Genomic DNA, 18,432 nt, shown 5'->3' with positions numbered 1-18,432 from the left:
CTGCTATGCCGCCACTCTGCTGGCTTCAAGGCGTTTCACTGCCCGACGAACCTTGTGGTCGCCCAGCAGAAACAGCGACAGAGCCAGCACAATCAGCAGCGCGCCCGCCAGCACCATCACGCCCAGACTTTCACCGTTGAACAGGTTGCCCAGCAACAGCGCCAACACTGGGGTAATCAGGGTCACCAACGCCACCGTCGCCGCCGGTAGCCGCGACAGGATCTGGAAGTAGCAGTAAAAACCCAGCAATGACCCAAACACTGCAAGGTAAAGAATGGCAGAGAGTCCGCGGACATCCCCACTCCACACGGGCGCCTGACCGGTAACCGCCATGGCAAGGGCATAGCATGGCAACGATATCAGTAACCCGCCCACCGTTTGCTGCATGGGCTGCAGTCCGGCCCCAACCCGCTGCACGGCGATACCGCTACCGGCAAACAGGGTCACCGCCGTCAGCATCCACAACAGCCCAATGCCGCGGTCTCCCATGTCTCCCCCTGCCAACAGCTGTGCCAGGCTTTCATCAAACACCAGCATCAACCCCAGCAGCCCGAGCACGCAGGCCCCCCAGTGCCAGGCATTCAACCGCACGCTGCCCGGCAGGCACTGCATCATCAGCCCTGACAACAACGGCGCCAGACCAAATATCACCGAGACCAGCCCCGAGGGCAGATAGGTTGCCCCCATATAACTGCAACCCATGGCCCCGAAGATTCCCGGTAACGCAGCGAGATAGCTTGCCCTGGCACGGGGAGTCAGAGGCAACGGCTGACGCTTCCACCACAACCACACCAGCCCCAGCAGCGCAGCAATCCCCATACGCACACCGGCCGCCGCCAGTGGCGCCATGGCGTCACCACTCCATTTAATCCCCAGCGGCGTGGTTGCCCACACCGCTACCACGATCAAATACGCTGCCAGGGTTGGCATTTCGTTCTCCTGGGTTTGAGAGACGCGAGTTTCGAGGAGCGAGTGACGAAAATCTGAAACCTCGAGGGTTTAAAGGTTTTCGCAACTCGAAACTCGTTACCCGCGACTAAAACCGACCTGCAAACCCCCAAAACGAAAGAAGGCCGCAGGTCGGGGACGCTGCGGCCTTCTTGAAGAACTGAAACGAATCAGTCAGACAGCCGCCGTCCCTGCGCACGCCATTTGCGTGCACAGCGGTCGACGACCAGCATGTTGAGTTTCAGTACGATAGAAAGCATGCGAACATTCTGCTCAAGAATGCAAAGGCGCACAAGATGAAAATGTATCTGGTTGGCGGTGCGGTCCGGGATCAATTGCTCGGCCTGCCCGTCACCGAAAAGGACTGGGTGGTGGTCGGCGCTACCCCCGACGAGATGCAGGCACAGGGCTATCAGCCCGTGGGTCAGGATTTCCCTGTCTTTCTGCATCCGAAAACCAAAGAGGAATACGCCCTCGCCCGCACCGAGCGGAAGTCCGGCCATGGCTATGGCGGCTTTACCTTTTATGCCGCCAGCGATGTAACCCTGGAAGAGGATCTGGTACGACGGGATCTCACCATCAATGCCATGGCACGCGCCTCGGGAGGTGAGGTCATCGACCCGTTCAATGGCAAGGCAGACCTGAAAGCCCGCCTGCTGCGCCATGTCTCCCCGGCCTTCGCAGAAGACCCGTTACGGGTACTGCGCGTGGCCCGCTTTGCTGCACGTTACCACTGGCTGGGTTTCCGTGTGGCGGAGGACACCCTGACGCTGATGAAACAGCTGGTCGCCTCCGGCGAGCTGGATTATCTGGTGGCAGAACGGGTCTGGAAAGAAACCAGCCGCGCGCTGATGGAACGCGATCCGCAGGTGTTCTTTCAGGTACTCCATGCCTGCGGCGCGCTTGCCGTACTGTTCCCGGAACTGGCAGCACTGGATGGCGTACCGCAACCGGAACAACATCATCCTGAAATCGACACACTGGTACACCAGTATTTGTGCCTTCAACAGGGCGCCCGGCTGGGGCTCAGCCTTCACGCCCGCTACGCACTGCTGTGTCATGATCTCGGCAAGGGGAAAACCCCCGAGGAAGAATGGCCACGGCACATTGCCCATGAAATTCGCAGTGCCCGGTTGAGTAACAAGGTCTCCAAGCGCTTGAAAGTGCCGCGGGAAACCGCTCAATTGGCCGCGCTGGTGGCGGAGTTCCACACCCATTGTCACCGGGCACTGGAACTCAAACCCACCACCGTATGGAAACTGTTCAAGGCACTGGATGTCTTGCGACGTCCAGAACGGCTGGACGACTTTCTGGGAGCTTGTGAGGCAGACGCCCGGGGCCGAACGGGGTTTGAAGACAGAGATTACCCACAAGCGGATTATCTGCGTGGCGCAGCAAACGCCGCCCGCGATATCCACATTGACTCACTGCGCCAGCAGGGACTGCAAGGCCCGGCCCTGGGGGAGGCCATCACCCAGGCGCGCATCCACGCCATCATGGAGTACAAGCAATCATGGACCCCGTCGCCCTGATTACCGGCAGCGCACGACGTATCGGCGCTGAAATCACCCGAACCCTTCACCAGCAAGGAATGCGGGTGATCATTCATTACCGTAACAGTGATACCCAAGCCAACACGCTGGCCAACCAGCTTAATAGTATTCGCCCTGACAGCGCCCGAGTTCTGCAGGCGGACCTGGATAAACCTGACGAGGTTCGTCGGTTAGGTGGTGATGCCCTGGCTGCGTTTGGGCAAGTGAACTTGCTGGTCAACAATGCCTCCAGCTTTTATCCCACCCCCCTTGAGGAGGCCACCGATGCAGACTGGGATGCGTTGATGCACAGCAACCTGCGTGCCCCCTACTTGCTGTGCCAGGCCTTGTCGCCCTCACTGCGTAAACACCGGGGTGCCATCATTAATATTGTCGACGTGTATGCAGAAAAACCGCTCGAAAAGCATACCCTGTATTGCATGGCCAAGGCGGGACTGGCAATGATGACTCGCTCTCTGGCAAGAGAACTGGGCCCGGATATTCGGGTTAACGGGGTGTCACCGGGTCCGATTCTGTGGCCGGAAGCCGGACAAATGAATCAAGAGGCGATCACCGCCTCTACCGCCCTTAAACGCTGCGGAGAACCGGCTGATATCGCAGGCGCCGTGGCATGGCTTGCCCGTGATGCCGGGTTTGTCACTGGCCAAATCCTGGCCGTGGACGGCGGGCGATCACTGGCATTCCAGGGTGGATAACAAAAGCGCCTGCAGATAGCGCATTGCGTACTTCAAGGCCATAAAAACGTTTTATTTTATTGGGGCAACCATGACACGAATTATCCTGCTAATGGGAATCGTACTGCTTTGGCCACCGATGGTCAGTGCAGAGATTTACCGCTGGAAAGACGAGAATGGCAACTGGCAGTTTGGCGACCGGGCTCCGCAGGCCGGAGAAAATCATGAAGAGGTTCAGATTACTCCTCCTGCGCTACTGGGCCAGGGCGACAGCGTTAATGAAATTCATCAACGCACCCTTCGCCTTCGCGACGTAGAACAAACCGAACGCAACGCCCAAAAGGAAGCGGAAGACAAGGAGCGGGCAGCCATGGCGGGAGCGTGCAAGGAAGCCAATGATCGCCTCAAACGTTTGAATAGCCGCTTTGTATATGTAAATGATGACGGCACGGAAAGAAGCGCATCGGCACAGGAAGTCAGCGAAGACATCGACAACACGAAAAAGTGGATTAAAGAACATTGCGGATAATACCGGTCCTGCTCGCTCTGGCATCGTTATTGCCGATCCTGCCCGCACAGGCAGAAATTTATCAGTGGCGCGACGCAGACGGGAAACTTCACTTCGGAGACAGGCCACCCGAGCAACAACCGGTCGACGTGATCACCCCGCGCGTCACCCGCGCCAGGACACCACTGCAAATTCACGTTCACCACCAGGATTTCACCCTCCCGGAGGGCCTTCACGACCAGACTTTGCGTGCCATTGAGACGATTTATCAACGCTACCGTCAAGACTTCGGTCTGGATCTGAACGGGACTGCCGAGGTAAACCTGTATTTATTCACTGCGCAGGCAGACTTCCGGAAATGGATGGAGGCCCGCATCGGCCAGAGTAACCCGCACTATGCTGGCGTCTTTCTGCCCCGCACCAATGAAGTTGCGGTGTGGCGCTGGGATGCCGATGACGACAAGGTTGCCCAGACCATCCTCCATGAATCCAGCCACGTGCTGCTGTATCAATTATCTCCGGCATCCCCGGTGTGGATGCATGAAGGTCTGGCACAGTATTTTCAGATGCTGAAAGTGCAAGACAACGGGCAAGCCGTCGTCACCGCCCTGCCCTCTGCCCAGGCACGGATTCGACAATGGCTGGACGACGGCAACCTGATCACCATGCGCCAGTATCTATCCATGGATGACCAGCAATGGCGACGTCTAGCTCACCAGCTCAATGCCATTCCCTACACTGTCGCGTGGGGAACCACCGCTTTCCTGATGTCGAAACCGGTAGGCCGCAGCACCCTGCGGCGCCTGCTTCAGGATCTGGAGAAGAGTGATCAGCGCCCCGACCTGCAGCGTATTGCCCACCTGTATCCCGGGGGCTTGTCACGACTGGAATATGATTTTTATCGTTGGGCCCAGCAAGGCATGAAACCCGAGGTATTTTGATCGAACGCGGCATCTATCAGGTCTGATATTCAGGCTGGGGTTGCAGAGGCCGCGGATTCTGCCAGGTGCCATGCAAGCCGCGTCCTGTATAGGCCCTGGAGCCTATACCTCGCATGGGTTCGGTTCGCCATCCAGGCATGGCCCGTACTCGATCTGAGATCGCCAAGCTTGGCGAGGCTGAAGGCTTTTCCGTTTTTCTGAAAACCCGGGAACTGGCTGGATTTTTCTATCCAATCGAGCGTAGCCCGTAGCTAATATCGCTCGAATGGCACCACCCACAGCTTCTGAGCAGCAAAGTGGCTCCCCTCAAGAATATCCCGGTAGGCCTGCCCGGTTTCCGGGTGCCGTCCGTCAGGCACCAGATCGACCAACGGCTTCAATACGAAGGCATGCTTGAGAATTTCATCGCGGGGCAGCTGTACGCCATCTACCGAACCGATCACATCACCGTAAGTGAGGATATCGATGTCCAGAGTCCGGCTGGAAAATTTTTTCTCGCCGCGCACCCGGCCATGGTCCTTTTCGATAGCCTTCAACCGCGTTTCCAACGCCCCCACCGGCAAGGCCGTGGTCATTCCCACCACCAGGTTGTAGAACGCATCACCATCAAACCCGACCGCTTCACTTTCATAGACAGGGCTGATGGTCAGCTCACCAAAGGCGGCTTCCAGCGTATCCAGACCGGAGCGGATATGATGCTCACGATCAATATTGGACCCCAGGCTCAGGTACACCCGGGTGTCAGCGGAATTACCCATGGGGACGTTCACCCCGCTCAATGATGACACCGACATCCCGCGATCCCCGCAAAGCGCCGGGCTTGCTAAGCCGCAATTTCAGCCAAGGCACCTGAAATTCACTCAGCACCAGTTGCGCCACCTTTTCCGCCAGTGTTTCCACCAACTGGAATTCACTGCCCTCGATAAAGGCAATCACCCGCTTGCCGATTGCCTTGTAATCCAGGGCATCGTCAATGTGATCGCTGGCGGCACCTTTGCGGATGTCCGCTGCCATTTCCAGATCCAGGCTAACTGTCTGACGGATGCGGCGCTCCCAATCGAAAATGCCGATAACCGTATCCACTTTCAAATCATTGATATAAACGATGTCCATACTCGCCCTCTCGGCGCTGACAACAGCATGACGTCCGAATTGGCATCATCCCATTGCTGGTAATCAGATGTTACGCTTGCAACGCAGGCGACCGGGTTGCCATGTGTACAATATGGCCGCATGCCGCGATACGAATGGAGATTATAGCCGGTGGAAGCAGGGACATTACAGGACGTGTGGTTTTGGCTGCTGGCATTATGTGTGGCTGGCTACCTGATGGGCTCCATTTCCAGCGCCATTCTGGTCTGCCGCCTGTTCGGCTATCCGGACCCACGGACTGAGGGCTCCAACAACCCCGGCGCCACCAATGTGCTGCGTATCGGTGGCAAGCCGGCCGCGGCCCTGACACTGCTGGGCGATGTATTCAAAGGGGTCATTCCCGTACTGATCGCCCGCTGGCTGGAACTTGGTCCTCTGGTCGCCGCACTGGCCGGCACCAGCGCCTTTATCGGCCATCTCTACCCGATCTTCTTCCGTTTTGAAGGCGGCAAGGGCGTCGCCACTGCCTTCGGCCTGCTGTTTGCCCTGCACTGGCCCAGCGGTCTGGTGGCCGGCGCCACCTGGCTCGCTGTGTTCGCCCTGAACCGGATTTCCTCCATCGCCTCTCTCAGCGCTTTCGTGGTCGCCCCTGCCTGCATCTTCGCCTGGCTATACCCGGCGTTCTGGCCGATTCTGCTGATGTCCGTTGTGATGATCGTTCGCCACCGCAGTAACCTGGAAAAAATCCTGCGCGGGGAAGAGTTGGGATTCAAGAAGAAGGATTAGCCCTCAATAGCAGGAGCGTCGCTGGCGGCGCTCCGGCGGCAGGGCCAAGGGTGGTCGGTCAGAGCGCCGCCAGCTCCGTCAGCGGCCACCGGGCGCGCACCTTGATGGGAAGCTCCGCAGACTCTCCTGCCTGCAATCGAAGCGCCCCGGCAAAGGCGATCATGGCGCCGTTATCCGTGCAGTATTGCGGGGCCGGGTAGAACAGCTCTACCCCCCGCTTTTTCATCTGCTCACCCAGCTTTGCCCGCAGGGAACGGTTGGCACTGACACCGCCCGCCATAACCAACTGGGTGTAGCCGGTTTGCTCCATGGCCCGGCGGCACTTGATGATCAGGGTATCGACAGAGGCCTCTTCAAACGCCAGCGCAACGTCCGCACGATCCTGCTCGCTCAGGGCATCCTTCCCGCCCAGGTCGTGAATGGTATTAAGGGTAAAGGTCTTCAGCCCGGAGAAACTCATGTCCAGCCCCGGGCGATCGGTCATCGGGCGAGGGAAACGGAAGCGCCCCGGAGTGCCCTTTTCCGCCAACGCGGCAATGCGCGGCCCACCGGGATAGCCCAGCCCCATCATTTTCGCCGCCTTGTCGAACGCCTCCCCGGCGGCATCATCCACCGATTCCCCAAGAATCGCGTAATCGCCCAGTCCTTTGGCATCCAGCAACAGGGTGTGACCACCGCTGACCAGCAAGGCGACAAACGGGAACTGTGGCGCCCGCGCTTCCAGCAGGGGCGCCAGGAGATGGCCTTCCATATGGTGCACTTCCACCGCGGGAATCCCCCAGCCAAACGCCAGGGAACGGGCCACACCGGCGCCCACCAACAGCGCCCCGGCCAAGCCGGGGCCAGCGGTATAGGCCACGCCATCAAGCTGATCGGCACGGGTATCGGCCTCGGCCAGCACCTGCTTGACCAGCGGCAGCACCCGCTGCACGTGGTCACGACTGGCCAGTTCGGGCACCACGCCGCCGTAGCGCGCATGCATGTCCACCTGGCTGAACAGCGCCTGGCCCAGCAACCCCTCACGGGTGTCGTAAACCGCCACCCCGGTCTCGTCACAGCTTGATTCGATACCCAATACGCGCATGATGCCTGTCCGTTGAAATCCGCCGCCATGATAGCGCCACCACACCAGATTTGCATTTCCCGCCCACTCAGGTAAAATCGCGCCCTCGCTGCATATGGGACCACCTGAGCCCGCAGCAAATCCATAAACTCTAATTTCTAGGAAGGTGATTCTTCATGCCTCAGGTGAAGGTGAAAGAAGGCGAACCGTTTGACGTGGCCCTGCGCCGTTTCAAGCGTGGCTGTGAAAAAGCGGGCATCCTGTCTGAAGTGCGTCGTCGCGAGCAGTACGAGAAGCCCACTCAAGAGCGTAAGCGTAAGCGTGCCGCAGCCGTCAAGCGTCACCTGAAAAAACTGCAGCGTGAGCAGCTCGCACGCAAGCGCCTTTACTAAGCACCGCTGAGTAGAGACGTCTGATGAGTGCGCTCAAAGAGCAGCTCACTGCAGCCATGAAAGACGCCATGCGTGCCAAAGATAAGGCACGTCTTGGCGTTTTTCGTATGGCGCTGGCAGCCATCAAGCAGATCGAAGTGGACGAGCGCATCGAGCCCGATGACGAGCGTGTGCTGGCCCTGCTCGATAAGCTGATCAAACAGCGCAAGGACTCTGCCACCCAATACCGTGACGCCAACCGTGCCGACCTGGCCGAAGTGGAAGAAGCGGAAATCGCCGTGCTCCAGGAATTCCTCCCCGAACCGCTGACCGATGCGGAAATCGAAACCCTGATCGATGAAACCATTGCCAGCACCGGTGCCACCGGCATGCAGGACATGGGCAAAGTCATGGGCATTCTCAAGCCGCAACTGCAAGGCCGTGCCGACATGGGCGCCGCTAGTGGCAAAGTACGCACCAAGCTGAACAGCTAAATCGCCGCCCCTGCAGCCAACCACATTCCACATAGATACCTGATCTTCCGCGTCATTAAGGACGCAGGTGTTGCCTTCGAACACCCCCGCATCTTCAAAGCGTGCGTTGATCGTGGCTTGTGTGTTCTTATCGAAAGTAAAGGTCTGGGTAGCTTCATTACCGGCAATGTCGGTACCGGTAAGCGTCAGGGTCAACTCCCCATCCGCCAGCGTCGACAGATCTACCCCATCGAGGGCCCAGTCGTTCACCCCGTCCAGACTCTGATCACCACTACGGTGACCTCCTGACCCTCCTCCACCTCCGATACCGTTCCAGTGAAGCCCGCGTTCAGGCCTTCATTGGCATTAAGGTAGTTGGCAACCCCGCCTGGCAATTCTGCATCCACAAATTCCGCGGTGATGGCCGCAAGAGTGTCCATCTCTACGGTATCGGTAATCGCGGCCGGGTTGCCGGCCTGATCCACCGTCTCGGCCGTCAGAGTGAAGGTCAAATCCGGATGGCTTCCGCCACTGAACGTGACTGCAACCTGCGCCCCTTCCTGCACGTTGATAAAGGTGCCGGAAAGCGTGCTCTCTACCGCCTCAATGGCATTGATCACCGCATCCGGGGTATCGGCGTCAGTGTCAGCTTGCACTGTAATGCCTTCGGCAAGGGTATCGATAATGCTGTTATCGGCACCACTGACGCGGTTGCCGTAGGGGTCGGCATAGGTGGCAATGGCGACAATGGGCCCTTCCGCCAGGGAAGACAGATCCGCACTCGGGATCTCAAAACGGTCATCCATCACCGTGGCCTGGAACGTCAGGCTATTCCCCTGAGAATCGACCACCACGACATCGACAACGATCTCGTCCATGATGTTGAACGTGGTGCCAACCAGATCCACCTCTGTGTGCTCAAAGCGGTTGATGTAGCCATCTCCGCCATCAAGGATATCGATACTGATCTAAGCGTTGTTGGGCAACAGATCCGCTGGCGGCCCTTGTTTGACAGTGCGGTCGCTACCGGCGTCATTGGCAATGCCGCGGGTATCATGCCCCGAATCCGGTGTTATCTCGGGGGCATCGCGCAGCACATTGGTGAAAAAACTGGCAAGTGAGGATTGGCTGCCAGAGGAAGCCAGATCGTTAAGCGAACCATCGCTTGGGAGGGTTCAGTACCGGCACATCGGGGTCCAGGATTTCATCCGGGCCCAACGGCACCAGCGTACCGTCGTCCAGCAGTTTCCAGACCACCCCATTCAGCTGCAAATAGCCTGTACAGCCTGAGAACTTCCCTCTGCCATGGAGTCCTGCCTTGAATCACTGATTTTACGGTATTATTCACGTCTGAATCCGGTTTCTCTACCCCCTTTGGGGAAAGCAGGGAGACGGTCTCGCCTCCCTGTCAGACTACCCCCCTGTAACACTTTCTGGTTGAATACACAGTCTTTTGGCGCAAACTCTTCCCATGGCCCGCATCCCGGAAAATTTCGTTCAGGATCTTCTCGCTCGCACCGATCTGGTAGAACTGATCGATGCCCGTGTGCCATTGAAAAAAACCGGACGCAATTACAGCGCCTGCTGCCCGTTCCATCAGGAAAAAACCCCCTCGTTCACCGTCGCCCCGGACAAGCAGTTCTACTACTGTTTTGGCTGCGGAGCGTCCGGCAATGCGGTGGGCTTTCTGATGGAATACGAGCACATGAACTTCCCGGAGGCCGTCAAGCAGCTGGCCAGCCGGGCCGGTATGGAAGTGCCGGAAAGCCGGCCAGAAACCGCGGCCGACAAACAACGCAAGGACCGCCTACAGTCCCTTTACGACCTGCTGAGCCGCGCCGAGCGTTTTTACAGCCAGCAGCTCCGCCAGGCCCCGGAAAAACAAAAGGCCGTCAGCTATCTGAAAAATCGTGGCCTGAGTGGCGAAATCGCAAAGAAATTCGCGATCGGCTTCGCCCCACCCGGCTACGACAACCTGATCAATGGCCTGTCGCTCACCGAGTCCGCGCTGGAGCAGGCCCTGACCGCCGGGCTACTGGTGCGCCGTGAAGACACCGGCCGGGTGTACGACAAATTTCGCGACCGCATCATTTTCCCTATCCGTGACAGCCGTGGCCGCACCATCGGCTTCGGTGGTCGGGTGCTGGGCGATGGCAAGCCCAAATATTTGAATAGCCCGGAAACCCCGGTCTTTCACAAGGGCCAGGAGCTTTACGGCCTGTGGGAATGGCGCCAGAGCCGCGACCGCAGCGATCGCCTCTATGTGGTGGAAGGCTACATGGATGTGATCGCCCTGACCCAGCACGGCGTGCCCAATGTGGTGGCCACCCTGGGCACCGCCACCACCGAAGATCATGCCCGCAAACTGTTCCGACAGGTCAACGAGGTCATCCTCTGTTTCGACGGCGACAAGGCCGGGGTACGCGCCGCCTGGCGGGCGCTGGAATCCCTGCTCCCGGCCCTGGACGACGGCAAGCAGGTCCGCTTCCTGTTCCTGCCCGACGGCGAAGATCCTGACACCCTGGTCAGAACCCAGGGCCCCGAAGCCTTGCGCGCACTCACCGACCAGGCCGATACACTGTCCACCTACCTGTTCCGCCACCTCTCCGAAGGGCTGGACCTGAATACCGTGGATGGCCGGGCACGACTGGCGCGGCTCGCCCTGCCCTATCTCGACAAGCCGGCCGGCCCGGTTTATCGCGCCCTGCTGACAGAAGAACTGGCCCGCCTCACCCGGCTGGACAAGGAATCGCTCAGTCAGCTCAAACCGGCCAAGCCGGAACCGACCCCGGCAGCCCCCACGCCACGCCCGCAAGCCACCCAGCAGAGCTGGGGCGAGGAACCCCCTCCCGCCGAGTGGGGCGATGCCATGCCGCCACCAGAGCAAGACGCGTTCTACCCTGCAGATGACCTGCCTCCCATGGAGGATCTGGGGCACTCACCTCGTCACACCAGCAGCCGCCGCAAGGGACCGCTGACCATGGTGGAACGCCTGGTGCTGGTACTGCTGGACTACCCGCAACTCATCGAAGCACAGCCGCTGCCCGACGGGGTTGAGCAACTCCCCATCCCGCACATTGATTTGCTGATCCAGGTCGCGGGTCTGTGCCGCCAGAACCATCGCCCTGCGGCCTTGCTGGGCGCACTCATGGCCCTGGAACAGGGCGAAACCATGGCAAGGCTGCTCAAGGCCAGCCTCAAACCGCCCATGGAAGAAGCCATGGCGACCCGATTGTGGCAGGACGCCCTCTCTCAGCTGGAAGTGGCCCGACTCGAAGCAGCGCTGGCAGAGGTCGAACAAGCCGGCATCCCCGACGCCTCACACTGGCAGGAACTGCACGAAGCCCTGGCCGAAGCCCGCCAGCACGCCCGCAAGCCCTTCCACTAGCGGCCCTGAAAAGGGTGAATCACAAATTTGGAGGAAAGGAGCATGGCCGGCCCTCAGGATCACCGCCTTCCAACCTCTCCCCGGCACCGCGGAGCCCCCTCCCGCAGTACAAGCCTTTGATTTTCAATCAACTGTTAACTATTCACTGTTAACGGTTCACTGTCTCCAGCCCTTGCAATTACTGGCCGTAACCCCCATCTCCCGGTATAATACGCCGTTTTCCCACGCCACCATCACGCTGGGGGCACCCCGCAGGGAGCGGCGGGCCATTCAGCACGACGAGACGGGCTTAATTGCATGACAAGTCAGAAGCAGCAGCAACAATCCCAGCTGAAGCAGTTGATTGCCCTCGGCAAGGAACAGGGTTACCTGACCTACGCCGAAGTGAATGACCATCTGCCGGAGTCCATTACCGACACCGACCAGGTGGAAGACATCATTCAGATGATCAACGACATGGGCATCACCGTGGTCGAAAAGGCCTCCGACGCCGACCAGTTGATGATCGATGAAAGTGCCGACAGCACCGATGAGGTTGCCGCTGAAGAAGCTGCCGCGGTACTCGCTTCCGTAGAAAGCGAACCCGGCCGCACCACCGACCCCGTGCGCATGTACATGCGTGAAATGGGCACCGTGGAGCTGCTGACCCGCGAAGGCGAAATTGAAATCGCCAAGCGCATCGAAGAAGGCACCCGCGAAGTAATGCATGCCCTGGCCTTCTGGCCCGGTGCCGTCGATATGCTGATCGACGAATACGCCCGCGTGGAAAACGAAGAACGCAAACTGACCGACATCATTGCCGGTTACCTGGATCCCAATGACGATGGGGCAGCTGCCACCAACGCCAACAAGGAACCTACCTTCGCGGAAAAAGCCAAGAAGGAACAGGAAAAGAACAAGGAAGAAGACGACGACGATGCTGACGACAACGACAGCAACGACGACGATGATTCCGATGAAGATGAAGGCGGCCTCGATCCGGTACTGGCTGCCGAGCGTTTCGAGCTGCTGAAAAAGCTGCACGAAAAAGCCGAGCGCTCCCTGAAGCGCAACGGCCGCGACCACGCCAGCTCCGCCAAGGCTCTCGAAGCCCTGGCTGAACACTTCACCCTGTTCAAGCTGGTGCCACGCATCTATGACGAAATGCTGGTCGGCGCACGTAACAACCTGGATCTGGTGCGCAAGTTCGAGCGTCAGATCATGAGCAGCGCCATCCGCCGCGGCGGCATGGACCGCAAGGATTTCATCAAGCAGTTCCCGGGCAATGAAACCGACATGGGCTGGGTAGACACCCAGCTCAAGACCAAAAAAGGCAAGGCCATTGCCGACAAGCTGAGCGTCGTCAAAGAAGACATTCAGCGTGCCCAGCGCAAGATCATCACCATTGAAGAAGTAATCGGTCTGCCGGTTGGCGACATCAAGGAAATCAACCGTCGCATCTCCATTGGTGAAGCGAAAGCCCGCCGCGCCAAGAAAGAAATGGTGGAAGCCAACCTGCGTCTGGTAATTTCCATCGCCAAGAAATACACCAACCGCGGCCTGCAGTTCCTCGACCTGATTCAGGAAGGCAACATCGGCTTGATGAAAGCGGTGGACAAGTTCGAATACCGTCGTGGCTACAAGTTCTCTACCTACGCCACCTGGTGGATCCGTCAGGCTATCACCCGCTCCATCGCGGATCAGGCGCGCACCATCCGTATTCCGGTACACATGATCGAGACCATCAACAAGATCAACCGGGTACAGCGTCAGATGCTGCAGGAAATGGGCCGCGAGCCGACCCCGGAAGAACTGGGCGTGCGCCTGGAAATGCCGGAAGACAAAGTCCGCAAGGTACTGAAGATCGCCAAAGAGCCGATCTCCATGGAAACCCCCATCGGTGACGATGAAGATTCCAGCCTCGGCGACTTTATCGAAGACGGCAACATGGAATCCCCGGTGGACTCCGCCACTTCGCTGGGCCTGGAAGAAGCCACCCGCGAAGTGCTGGCCAACCTCACCGCCCGTGAAGCCAAGGTCCTGCGCATGCGCTTCGGTATCGACATGAACACCGACCACACCCTTGAGGAAGTGGGCAAGCAGTTCGACGTGACCCGTGAGCGTATCCGTCAGATCGAAGCCAAGGCCCTGCGCAAGCTTCGCCACCCGAGCCGCAGCGAACACCTGCGCAGCTTCCTGGACGGCGACCTGTAAGCCTTGCAAAAAAATGCCGGCCCCCGAATAATCGGCGGCCGGCATTTTATTGCCCCTCTGTTTTCTCCGGGCCTATAGCTCAGTTGGTTAGAGCAGTCGACTCATAATCGATTGGTCCCAGGTTCAAGTCCTGGTGGGCCCACCAATTTCTTCTCATCGATTTCATCATTGTTCTTGTAACCATAGTTTGGCCGTTTTGGACGAACTATGGTGATAATGTTGGCATAGTTTGTCAGCAGCAAATCCTCTACGCCTTACTTCCGGCAGCCCCCACAAGAGTAATCGGCACAACGCGGTCATTGCACCACGAAAGACTCAAACCCTCCTCGAGCGGCCTCGTTCCCACAATTGCCAAAAGAAAACCTGAGCCAGGGTTTTTAGATGAACGGTAAATCTCCTGAATGGCGACAACATCCGAGGAGGAAGGACTTGCAACCGGTTCCGGGTGAGTGTGCCAATCCCCCAATAAATACAGGCCCTCTCCGTAGAAATGATCAATTTCCAGCTGCTCCTGCTTGTGATCTGCCTTATACCCTGTCCGAGACCGTTTATCTGTCGGCCGTGGCCCCGTTATCGCACCAACCAGAATGTGCCCCTCATCAGCATACCTCCAAAACAACTGCCCACCAGCCTCTTTGTCCTTCTTGGCCGTTTGCTGATAGCGCTCAAAATGCTCCTGAATTACAGGAGGAAACTCAATCAGACCTAGCTCAGGAGCCTCACACCAAATGGAAGACCTCATCACTTTCCATCTTTGCATTTGTAGCACTCCCCGCAGGAAGTGACAGCCAACTCATACTGAAGAGGTCCTTCATAACCCTCTGGCCTCTGCAGCCTATGCGCACGAGTCCACTCCCCACCAAGCTCACTTAGCTCTTCGGTAGAACAGGTGCGGATTCGATGAGCAGATGCACCCACCTTGCCTGACAGAAAATCGATAGCCAGACGAGACACGAGAACCTCGACCTCGCCGGCAGCCAGAGGGCCATAAGGCTGAAATTCGGTTCCACAACCAGGCTCAGCTTGGAGCTGATCTCCGCCGGAAAATTCGGTATCTGGCCTTTTTACATAACCACCCGGATCAATAAAGCAGGACAACCCCGGTCCAGAAGGGGCAATTAGCAAGGCATGACCAGTCGCTCCCTGAGTGCCCAGCCACCCGTACAAACTAGGGATTTGTAGTCTTCCAGATTGGTGATGGGCACTCCATGCAAGATCCTGGGCCGTTTCACCCATGCAACAAACAACTAGATCAGCCCCCTCAAATAGTTCGGAGCTATCTCGAAGCACCGCCTGCCAAGTTGCAGGGACCCCACTGTAGTCACCATGGGGGTATTTCTCGGATAAGACTCGCGCCAGCTCTTCTGCTTTATTTTTACCTAGTGACCCCATACCCAGTTCGTGGCGGCCGACATTACATGCCGCCAGCACCTGAGGATCCACAATGCTGATACGCCCAACACCTGCCTGGGCCAAGCGAGAGGCAACTTGAGACCCGAGAGAACCCGCACCAAGCACAACCAAATGTCTTTGCGACAATTGCGAGTAGTGCACATCCCTATCTCTGCCATGCACCCAGGAGCCATCTACTCTCCAAATAGAAACAGGCTGGTAAGGGCAACCCCTTCTCCAAACACTCTTATCAATTTTTGCGCTAAAGGAAGGCCTAAAGCCATCCGATGACGCAGCTCGCAAGCAACACCCCCAGAGGCCAACTCCACCCTGCACACTTGAAGCCAAGATAATCAGGGTATTCTGAAATGGCGATAGCTTAGCTAGACATCTATTTATTTCAGGAGAAGCCTCAATGAACCGATCAAAAAACTCGCGAGAATTTTGGGGAAATGGGAGGAACGGAGCATCCTCAACAAAAGCAAACACCGCCTGAACCGCAACACCACCTTGAAACTCTTCATTCTTTTCGCACCAGGCATCCAACTGTTCACTAGACTCGCCCACGACAATGCCGCCGCCCGTCTTTAGAGCACAAACAACCCGCGCAGCTCGATTTCCAGCAACATCAATCAGGCTACGAACAGCCGTCCCACTATGTCGGGCCCAGTAGGAAACAAACTCCTTTTGCGACTCTGTCCTGACAAAATCTTCCGACTGACAGTTAGAAATCAGTTGTTCAGCCCGCTGCAGGCTATCCTGTGCGCTTACCCCAAGTTTTTCGCAAGGGAGCCACCCGGGAGCGGGCAGGCACAAGAACCCATCCTCCTCCACATGAGGCCACTGGAGATATCTATCTCCCTCCGACACACAGGCAATCTGTACCTTTGAGAACGGAAAGGCACCGTCAATCAAGACCCAAAAACGCCGCCCGGAATCGGCAGACTGCACCTCCCAGCCAGCCACAACGCCCTTCGAATCCCTGTAAAGCTCCACCTCACGATCCCCCAGAGATCGCACGCCCTCCATATGCGCATGAAGCCATGCACCGAGACGGCGCCTACTCTGGTCAAATTCATGAGATCTCACCAAGCCGGAATCAGGCATAGGGATTCTCAGTGGTGCCCTTCTCAACTTTAGGCGGAATGGCTCCCGCGATGGACTTGTTTTCGGTAGTGCTGGGCCCGTTATCGGTAATGGTAATTTTCAGAGGCTTATCCGGCGAATCGACCATTGTGCAGAGCTTTTTACCCTCATTATCAGCAGCAATCTCTTCATACTTGCGCCATGCGAGATCTTTACCTGTATTGGCTTCAGGCTTTTCGCAGCTTGAAACAATAAAAGCACCGCTTTCCGCCTGAGACAACGCAGAATAAGCCTCATCGTCGATCTCGCACTCCTCTCCCTTTCCTGGCTTGCCGTCCCTGTCACTATACTGGTCATGAGATAGCACCCCTAGAGAGCAGTGATGAGGTGTCTGCAGAACATGGTATGAAAGGTTCTCGGGCTCACTCTCGTTTCGCCCCCAGACTCGTTTCCAGATATCGACTTCAGCATCGCCCCCCGTCAGAAACCTGGCAGCAACATGCTCATCAACCGCCTTCTCGCCCGCAGCCAGGCTGAATTGCATGACGATACTGGAGTTATTCTTTCCAGCCAGCTCTTCCGCCTCTTCTTCACTCACGATTTTGGGCGATAGCAGAAGGGCAGTGAAGGAAGAGTCCGGCTCCCCACAAATCTCGCTGAGAGTATCGCCAACGTTAACCACGACATCTTCGATCCCCTCAGTCTTATCATGCACATCTTCACCCAAAACACGGATCAGATTTCCATAATCCGAAGCCTTTTCCTCACCACCCTTTTTTAGCTTGACCCTTCTCTTCGCCTCATCCCTCCAGGCCTCGGCATCATCAGTCAAACCACCATCAACTTTGTCTTTACGCCGAAACGTCAACGGCGCAGACCACATTTCCCTAATGAGGATCTTTTCAGGCTTACCGTCTTCCGGTGAGCTCCACTGTGAGGGAGCGCCCAAATGGAAGTGCTCGCGCAGCCCCCCGCAATGGTCTTGGTCAGGATGAGAGAGCATAAAGACATCGACATATGGCAGATTCCCATTATCAGGATCACGCTCAAGTCGATCTTTAAGCATTGACCCGACATCCGGATAATCAGACTCATTGTCGTTGTCCGCCTTTTTACGGATATTGATATCAACAAGAATCGTCTTTCCGCTCGCCAGGCGAATAAGAGTCATATCACCATTACCAACGGGAAAAAATTCAATACTGGCAGTCATTCGACACCTCCACTGTGTTCGTAGTTAAGAAAATTAGCGATCGAGCCTGTCACCATCCTTTTCCCTGCCTCATTAGCGGTTACAGCAAGAAGCAGCAAATAGAGCACAAGCGACAAGTACCCAATCCCGGTCATGATTCGGACATCCCAAACAAGCATTGCGATCACGTCAGCGAAGAGCACAGCAACCGTTGTCGTGAAAACCCCAGCAGCAGCGTCTCGATGCAAAAGGTATTTCCTGTGAGTATTCCTTACGGCAGGAACCTCTCTGACAGGAAGGTAAACATTGGAATACCAGCGGGAGTTACGCTCCCTGGGGCCGAGCCCATCTTCCCGGAGCGCAGACACCTCAGGGGGCAACGTTGTCATATCGATTCTATGATCACAGGCGAGCAAAAGGTCACTGCGGCAACCCGGCAACGGGTCACGCCAGCGAAAATGGACGAGCCGCTCCTTCCAAGATGTCCTGACAAACCCGGACATCAGCGAAAGTAGCGCCGTAACGCACAGCAACGGGGTAACCCCTACTGCCGCGAGCTGCCCCCAAGCCTCAAGCGTCCACCCTGATGCCGTCGCAGCAAGCCACTCCCAATGCAGGAAGGCCACAGACAAATAGATGGGTGCCACTGCCACCAGCAGCAACCCCATTAGCGGCTTTCCATTTTCCTTTTTCAGATCACCCATTAAGCACCTCCCTGCACATGTACCTTTTTTGCATCTCCCTGTATGATGCATTTAATCATAGCTTAATG

Annotated in this window: 19 protein-coding genes and 1 tRNA gene; 10 read left to right on the top strand and 10 right to left on the bottom strand. The window is 57.4% G+C overall.

Annotated features, from left to right (window positions below):
• Window positions 1–3: 3 nt before the first annotated feature.
• Entirely contained in the window at window positions 4–930 is a 927-nt protein-coding gene (locus A15D_RS07205) for a DMT family transporter (protein WP_102791375.1), read from the bottom strand.
• A gap of 314 nt (window positions 931–1,244) precedes the next feature.
• Here A15D_RS07205 and A15D_RS07200 point away from each other — a divergent pair, with 314 nt between their 5' ends.
• From A15D_RS07200 to A15D_RS07185, 4 genes are all read left to right on the top strand, one after another.
• Window positions 1,245–2,480 (top strand): multifunctional CCA addition/repair protein, encoded by a 1,236-nt coding sequence (locus A15D_RS07200; protein WP_102791374.1) that lies wholly within the window; start codon window positions 1,245–1,247, stop codon window positions 2,478–2,480.
• A complete protein-coding gene (locus tag A15D_RS07195) occupies window positions 2,459–3,196 on the top strand; it encodes a pteridine reductase (RefSeq protein ID WP_199175813.1) in 738 nt (245 codons plus the stop codon). The genes A15D_RS07200 and A15D_RS07195 overlap by 22 nt, the downstream gene beginning before the upstream one ends.
• Window positions 3,197–3,266: 70 nt before the next feature.
• Window positions 3,267–3,704 carry a DUF4124 domain-containing protein gene (locus A15D_RS07190; RefSeq protein ID WP_035481879.1) on the top strand — a complete coding sequence of 146 codons (438 nt, stop codon included), beginning with the start codon at window positions 3,267–3,269 and terminating at the stop codon, window positions 3,702–3,704.
• Entirely contained in the window at window positions 3,695–4,624 is a 930-nt protein-coding gene (locus A15D_RS07185) for a DUF4124 domain-containing protein (protein WP_102791373.1), read from the top strand. Before A15D_RS07190 ends, A15D_RS07185 begins: the two co-directional genes overlap by 10 nt.
• A 251-nt stretch (window positions 4,625–4,875) precedes the next feature.
• On the opposite strand, the gene folK is transcribed toward A15D_RS07185, so the two are convergent.
• Together folK and folB are read right to left on the bottom strand one after the other, a co-directional pair.
• A complete protein-coding gene (folK, locus tag A15D_RS07180; protein WP_022984587.1) occupies window positions 4,876–5,382 on the bottom strand; it encodes a 2-amino-4-hydroxy-6-hydroxymethyldihydropteridine diphosphokinase in 507 nt (168 codons plus the stop codon).
• Complete coding sequence (gene folB, locus A15D_RS07175; RefSeq protein WP_022984586.1) at window positions 5,375–5,737, bottom strand: dihydroneopterin aldolase; 363 nt, start codon at window positions 5,735–5,737, stop codon at window positions 5,375–5,377. The genes folK and folB overlap by 8 nt, the downstream gene beginning before the upstream one ends.
• A 174-nt stretch (window positions 5,738–5,911) precedes the next feature.
• Here folB and plsY point away from each other — a divergent pair, with 174 nt between their 5' ends.
• Window positions 5,912–6,502: a glycerol-3-phosphate 1-O-acyltransferase PlsY gene (gene plsY, locus A15D_RS07170; RefSeq protein WP_233192138.1), complete on the top strand. Its 591-nt coding sequence runs from the start codon at window positions 5,912–5,914 to the stop codon at window positions 6,500–6,502.
• Window positions 6,503–6,560: 58 nt separating this feature from the next.
• Here plsY and tsaD read toward each other — a convergent pair whose 3' ends face one another.
• Window positions 6,561–7,586, bottom strand: coding sequence for a tRNA (adenosine(37)-N6)-threonylcarbamoyltransferase complex transferase subunit TsaD (tsaD, locus tag A15D_RS07165; protein WP_022984584.1), 1,026 nt, complete (start codon window positions 7,584–7,586; stop codon window positions 6,561–6,563).
• 155 nt (window positions 7,587–7,741) lie between these two features.
• Here tsaD and rpsU point away from each other — a divergent pair, with 155 nt between their 5' ends.
• Complete coding sequence (gene rpsU, locus A15D_RS07160; RefSeq protein WP_007148705.1) at window positions 7,742–7,957, top strand: 30S ribosomal protein S21; 216 nt, start codon at window positions 7,742–7,744, stop codon at window positions 7,955–7,957.
• Between the two features lie 23 nt (window positions 7,958–7,980).
• Complete coding sequence (locus tag A15D_RS07155) at window positions 7,981–8,430, top strand: GatB/YqeY domain-containing protein (RefSeq protein WP_102791372.1); 450 nt, start codon at window positions 7,981–7,983, stop codon at window positions 8,428–8,430.
• A gap of 245 nt (window positions 8,431–8,675) precedes the next feature.
• On the opposite strand, the gene A15D_RS07150 is transcribed toward A15D_RS07155, so the two are convergent.
• Both A15D_RS07150 and A15D_RS17450 read right to left on the bottom strand, forming a co-directional pair.
• On the bottom strand, window positions 8,676–9,317 hold the full coding sequence (locus tag A15D_RS07150; protein WP_102791371.1) for a hypothetical protein: 642 nt from the start codon (window positions 9,315–9,317) through the stop codon (window positions 8,676–8,678).
• A 241-nt stretch (window positions 9,318–9,558) separates the two neighbouring features.
• Entirely contained in the window at window positions 9,559–9,681 is a 123-nt protein-coding gene (locus A15D_RS17450; RefSeq protein ID WP_255407668.1) for a hypothetical protein, read from the bottom strand.
• A gap of 199 nt (window positions 9,682–9,880) precedes the next feature.
• Between A15D_RS17450 and dnaG the strand changes: the two genes are divergently transcribed.
• From dnaG to A15D_RS07130, 3 genes are all read left to right on the top strand, one after another.
• Window positions 9,881–11,797: a DNA primase gene (gene dnaG, locus A15D_RS07140; RefSeq protein ID WP_102791369.1), complete on the top strand. Its 1,917-nt coding sequence runs from the start codon at window positions 9,881–9,883 to the stop codon at window positions 11,795–11,797.
• Window positions 11,798–12,094: 297 nt separating this feature from the next.
• Window positions 12,095–13,990, top strand: a complete 1,896-nt coding sequence (gene rpoD, locus A15D_RS07135) for an RNA polymerase sigma factor RpoD (protein WP_102791368.1) — start codon at window positions 12,095–12,097, stop codon at window positions 13,988–13,990.
• 68 nt (window positions 13,991–14,058) lie between these two features.
• Window positions 14,059–14,135, top strand: a tRNA-Ile gene (locus tag A15D_RS07130).
• Window positions 14,136–14,237: 102 nt separating this feature from the next.
• Here the strand turns inward: A15D_RS07130 and A15D_RS07125 are convergent.
• The 4 genes from A15D_RS07125 to A15D_RS17240 are packed head-to-tail and all read right to left on the bottom strand — an operon-like array spanning window position 14,238 to window position 18,364.
• Complete coding sequence (locus A15D_RS07125) at window positions 14,238–14,750, bottom strand: Mov34/MPN/PAD-1 family protein (protein ID WP_102791367.1); 513 nt, start codon at window positions 14,748–14,750, stop codon at window positions 14,238–14,240.
• Window positions 14,732–16,489, bottom strand: coding sequence for a ThiF family adenylyltransferase (locus A15D_RS07120; RefSeq protein WP_102791366.1), 1,758 nt, complete (start codon window positions 16,487–16,489; stop codon window positions 14,732–14,734). The genes A15D_RS07125 and A15D_RS07120 overlap by 19 nt, the downstream gene beginning before the upstream one ends.
• Complete coding sequence (locus A15D_RS07115; RefSeq protein WP_102791365.1) at window positions 16,482–17,681, bottom strand: metallohydrolase; 1,200 nt, start codon at window positions 17,679–17,681, stop codon at window positions 16,482–16,484. Before A15D_RS07115 ends, A15D_RS07120 begins: the two co-directional genes overlap by 8 nt.
• The gene (locus A15D_RS17240; RefSeq protein WP_158245790.1) at window positions 17,678–18,364 is read right to left on the bottom strand and encodes a hypothetical protein; all 687 of its coding nucleotides are present in this window, start codon (window positions 18,362–18,364) and stop codon (window positions 17,678–17,680) included. Before A15D_RS17240 ends, A15D_RS07115 begins: the two co-directional genes overlap by 4 nt.
• Window positions 18,365–18,432 lie beyond the last annotated feature (68 nt).

The sequence above is a fragment of the Alcanivorax sp. MD8A genome (assembly GCF_002888555.1).
Taxonomy (GTDB): domain Bacteria; phylum Pseudomonadota; class Gammaproteobacteria; order Pseudomonadales; family Alcanivoracaceae; genus Alcanivorax.
This window is presented reverse-complemented; position numbering and strand designations above follow the sequence as displayed.

What these genes read in the sequence shown, in the direction of transcription:
- A15D_RS07205 (WP_102791375.1), bottom strand. Translation starts at nt 930, where the DNA reads ATGCCAACCCTGGCAGCGTATTTGATCGTGGTAGCGGTGTGGGCAACC.
- A15D_RS07200 (WP_102791374.1), top strand. Translation starts at nt 1,245, where the DNA reads ATGAAAATGTATCTGGTTGGCGGTGCGGTCCGGGATCAATTGCTCGGC.
- A15D_RS07190 (WP_035481879.1), top strand. Translation starts at nt 3,267, where the DNA reads ATGACACGAATTATCCTGCTAATGGGAATCGTACTGCTTTGGCCACCG.
- folK (WP_022984587.1), bottom strand. Translation starts at nt 5,382, where the DNA reads ATGGGTAATTCCGCTGACACCCGGGTGTACCTGAGCCTGGGGTCCAAT.
- folB (WP_022984586.1), bottom strand. Translation starts at nt 5,737, where the DNA reads ATGGACATCGTTTATATCAATGATTTGAAAGTGGATACGGTTATCGGC.
- tsaD (WP_022984584.1), bottom strand. Translation starts at nt 7,586, where the DNA reads ATGCGCGTATTGGGTATCGAATCAAGCTGTGACGAGACCGGGGTGGCG.
- rpsU (WP_007148705.1), top strand. Translation starts at nt 7,742, where the DNA reads ATGCCTCAGGTGAAGGTGAAAGAAGGCGAACCGTTTGACGTGGCCCTG.
- A15D_RS07155 (WP_102791372.1), top strand. Translation starts at nt 7,981, where the DNA reads ATGAGTGCGCTCAAAGAGCAGCTCACTGCAGCCATGAAAGACGCCATG.
- dnaG (WP_102791369.1), top strand. Translation starts at nt 9,881, where the DNA reads ATGGCCCGCATCCCGGAAAATTTCGTTCAGGATCTTCTCGCTCGCACC.
- rpoD (WP_102791368.1), top strand. Translation starts at nt 12,095, where the DNA reads ATGACAAGTCAGAAGCAGCAGCAACAATCCCAGCTGAAGCAGTTGATT.
- A15D_RS07125 (WP_102791367.1), bottom strand. Translation starts at nt 14,750, where the DNA reads ATGCAAAGATGGAAAGTGATGAGGTCTTCCATTTGGTGTGAGGCTCCT.
- A15D_RS07120 (WP_102791366.1), bottom strand. Translation starts at nt 16,489, where the DNA reads ATGCCTGATTCCGGCTTGGTGAGATCTCATGAATTTGACCAGAGTAGG.
- A15D_RS07115 (WP_102791365.1), bottom strand. Translation starts at nt 17,681, where the DNA reads ATGACTGCCAGTATTGAATTTTTTCCCGTTGGTAATGGTGATATGACT.
- A15D_RS17240 (WP_158245790.1), bottom strand. Translation starts at nt 18,364, where the DNA reads ATGGGTGATCTGAAAAAGGAAAATGGAAAGCCGCTAATGGGGTTGCTG.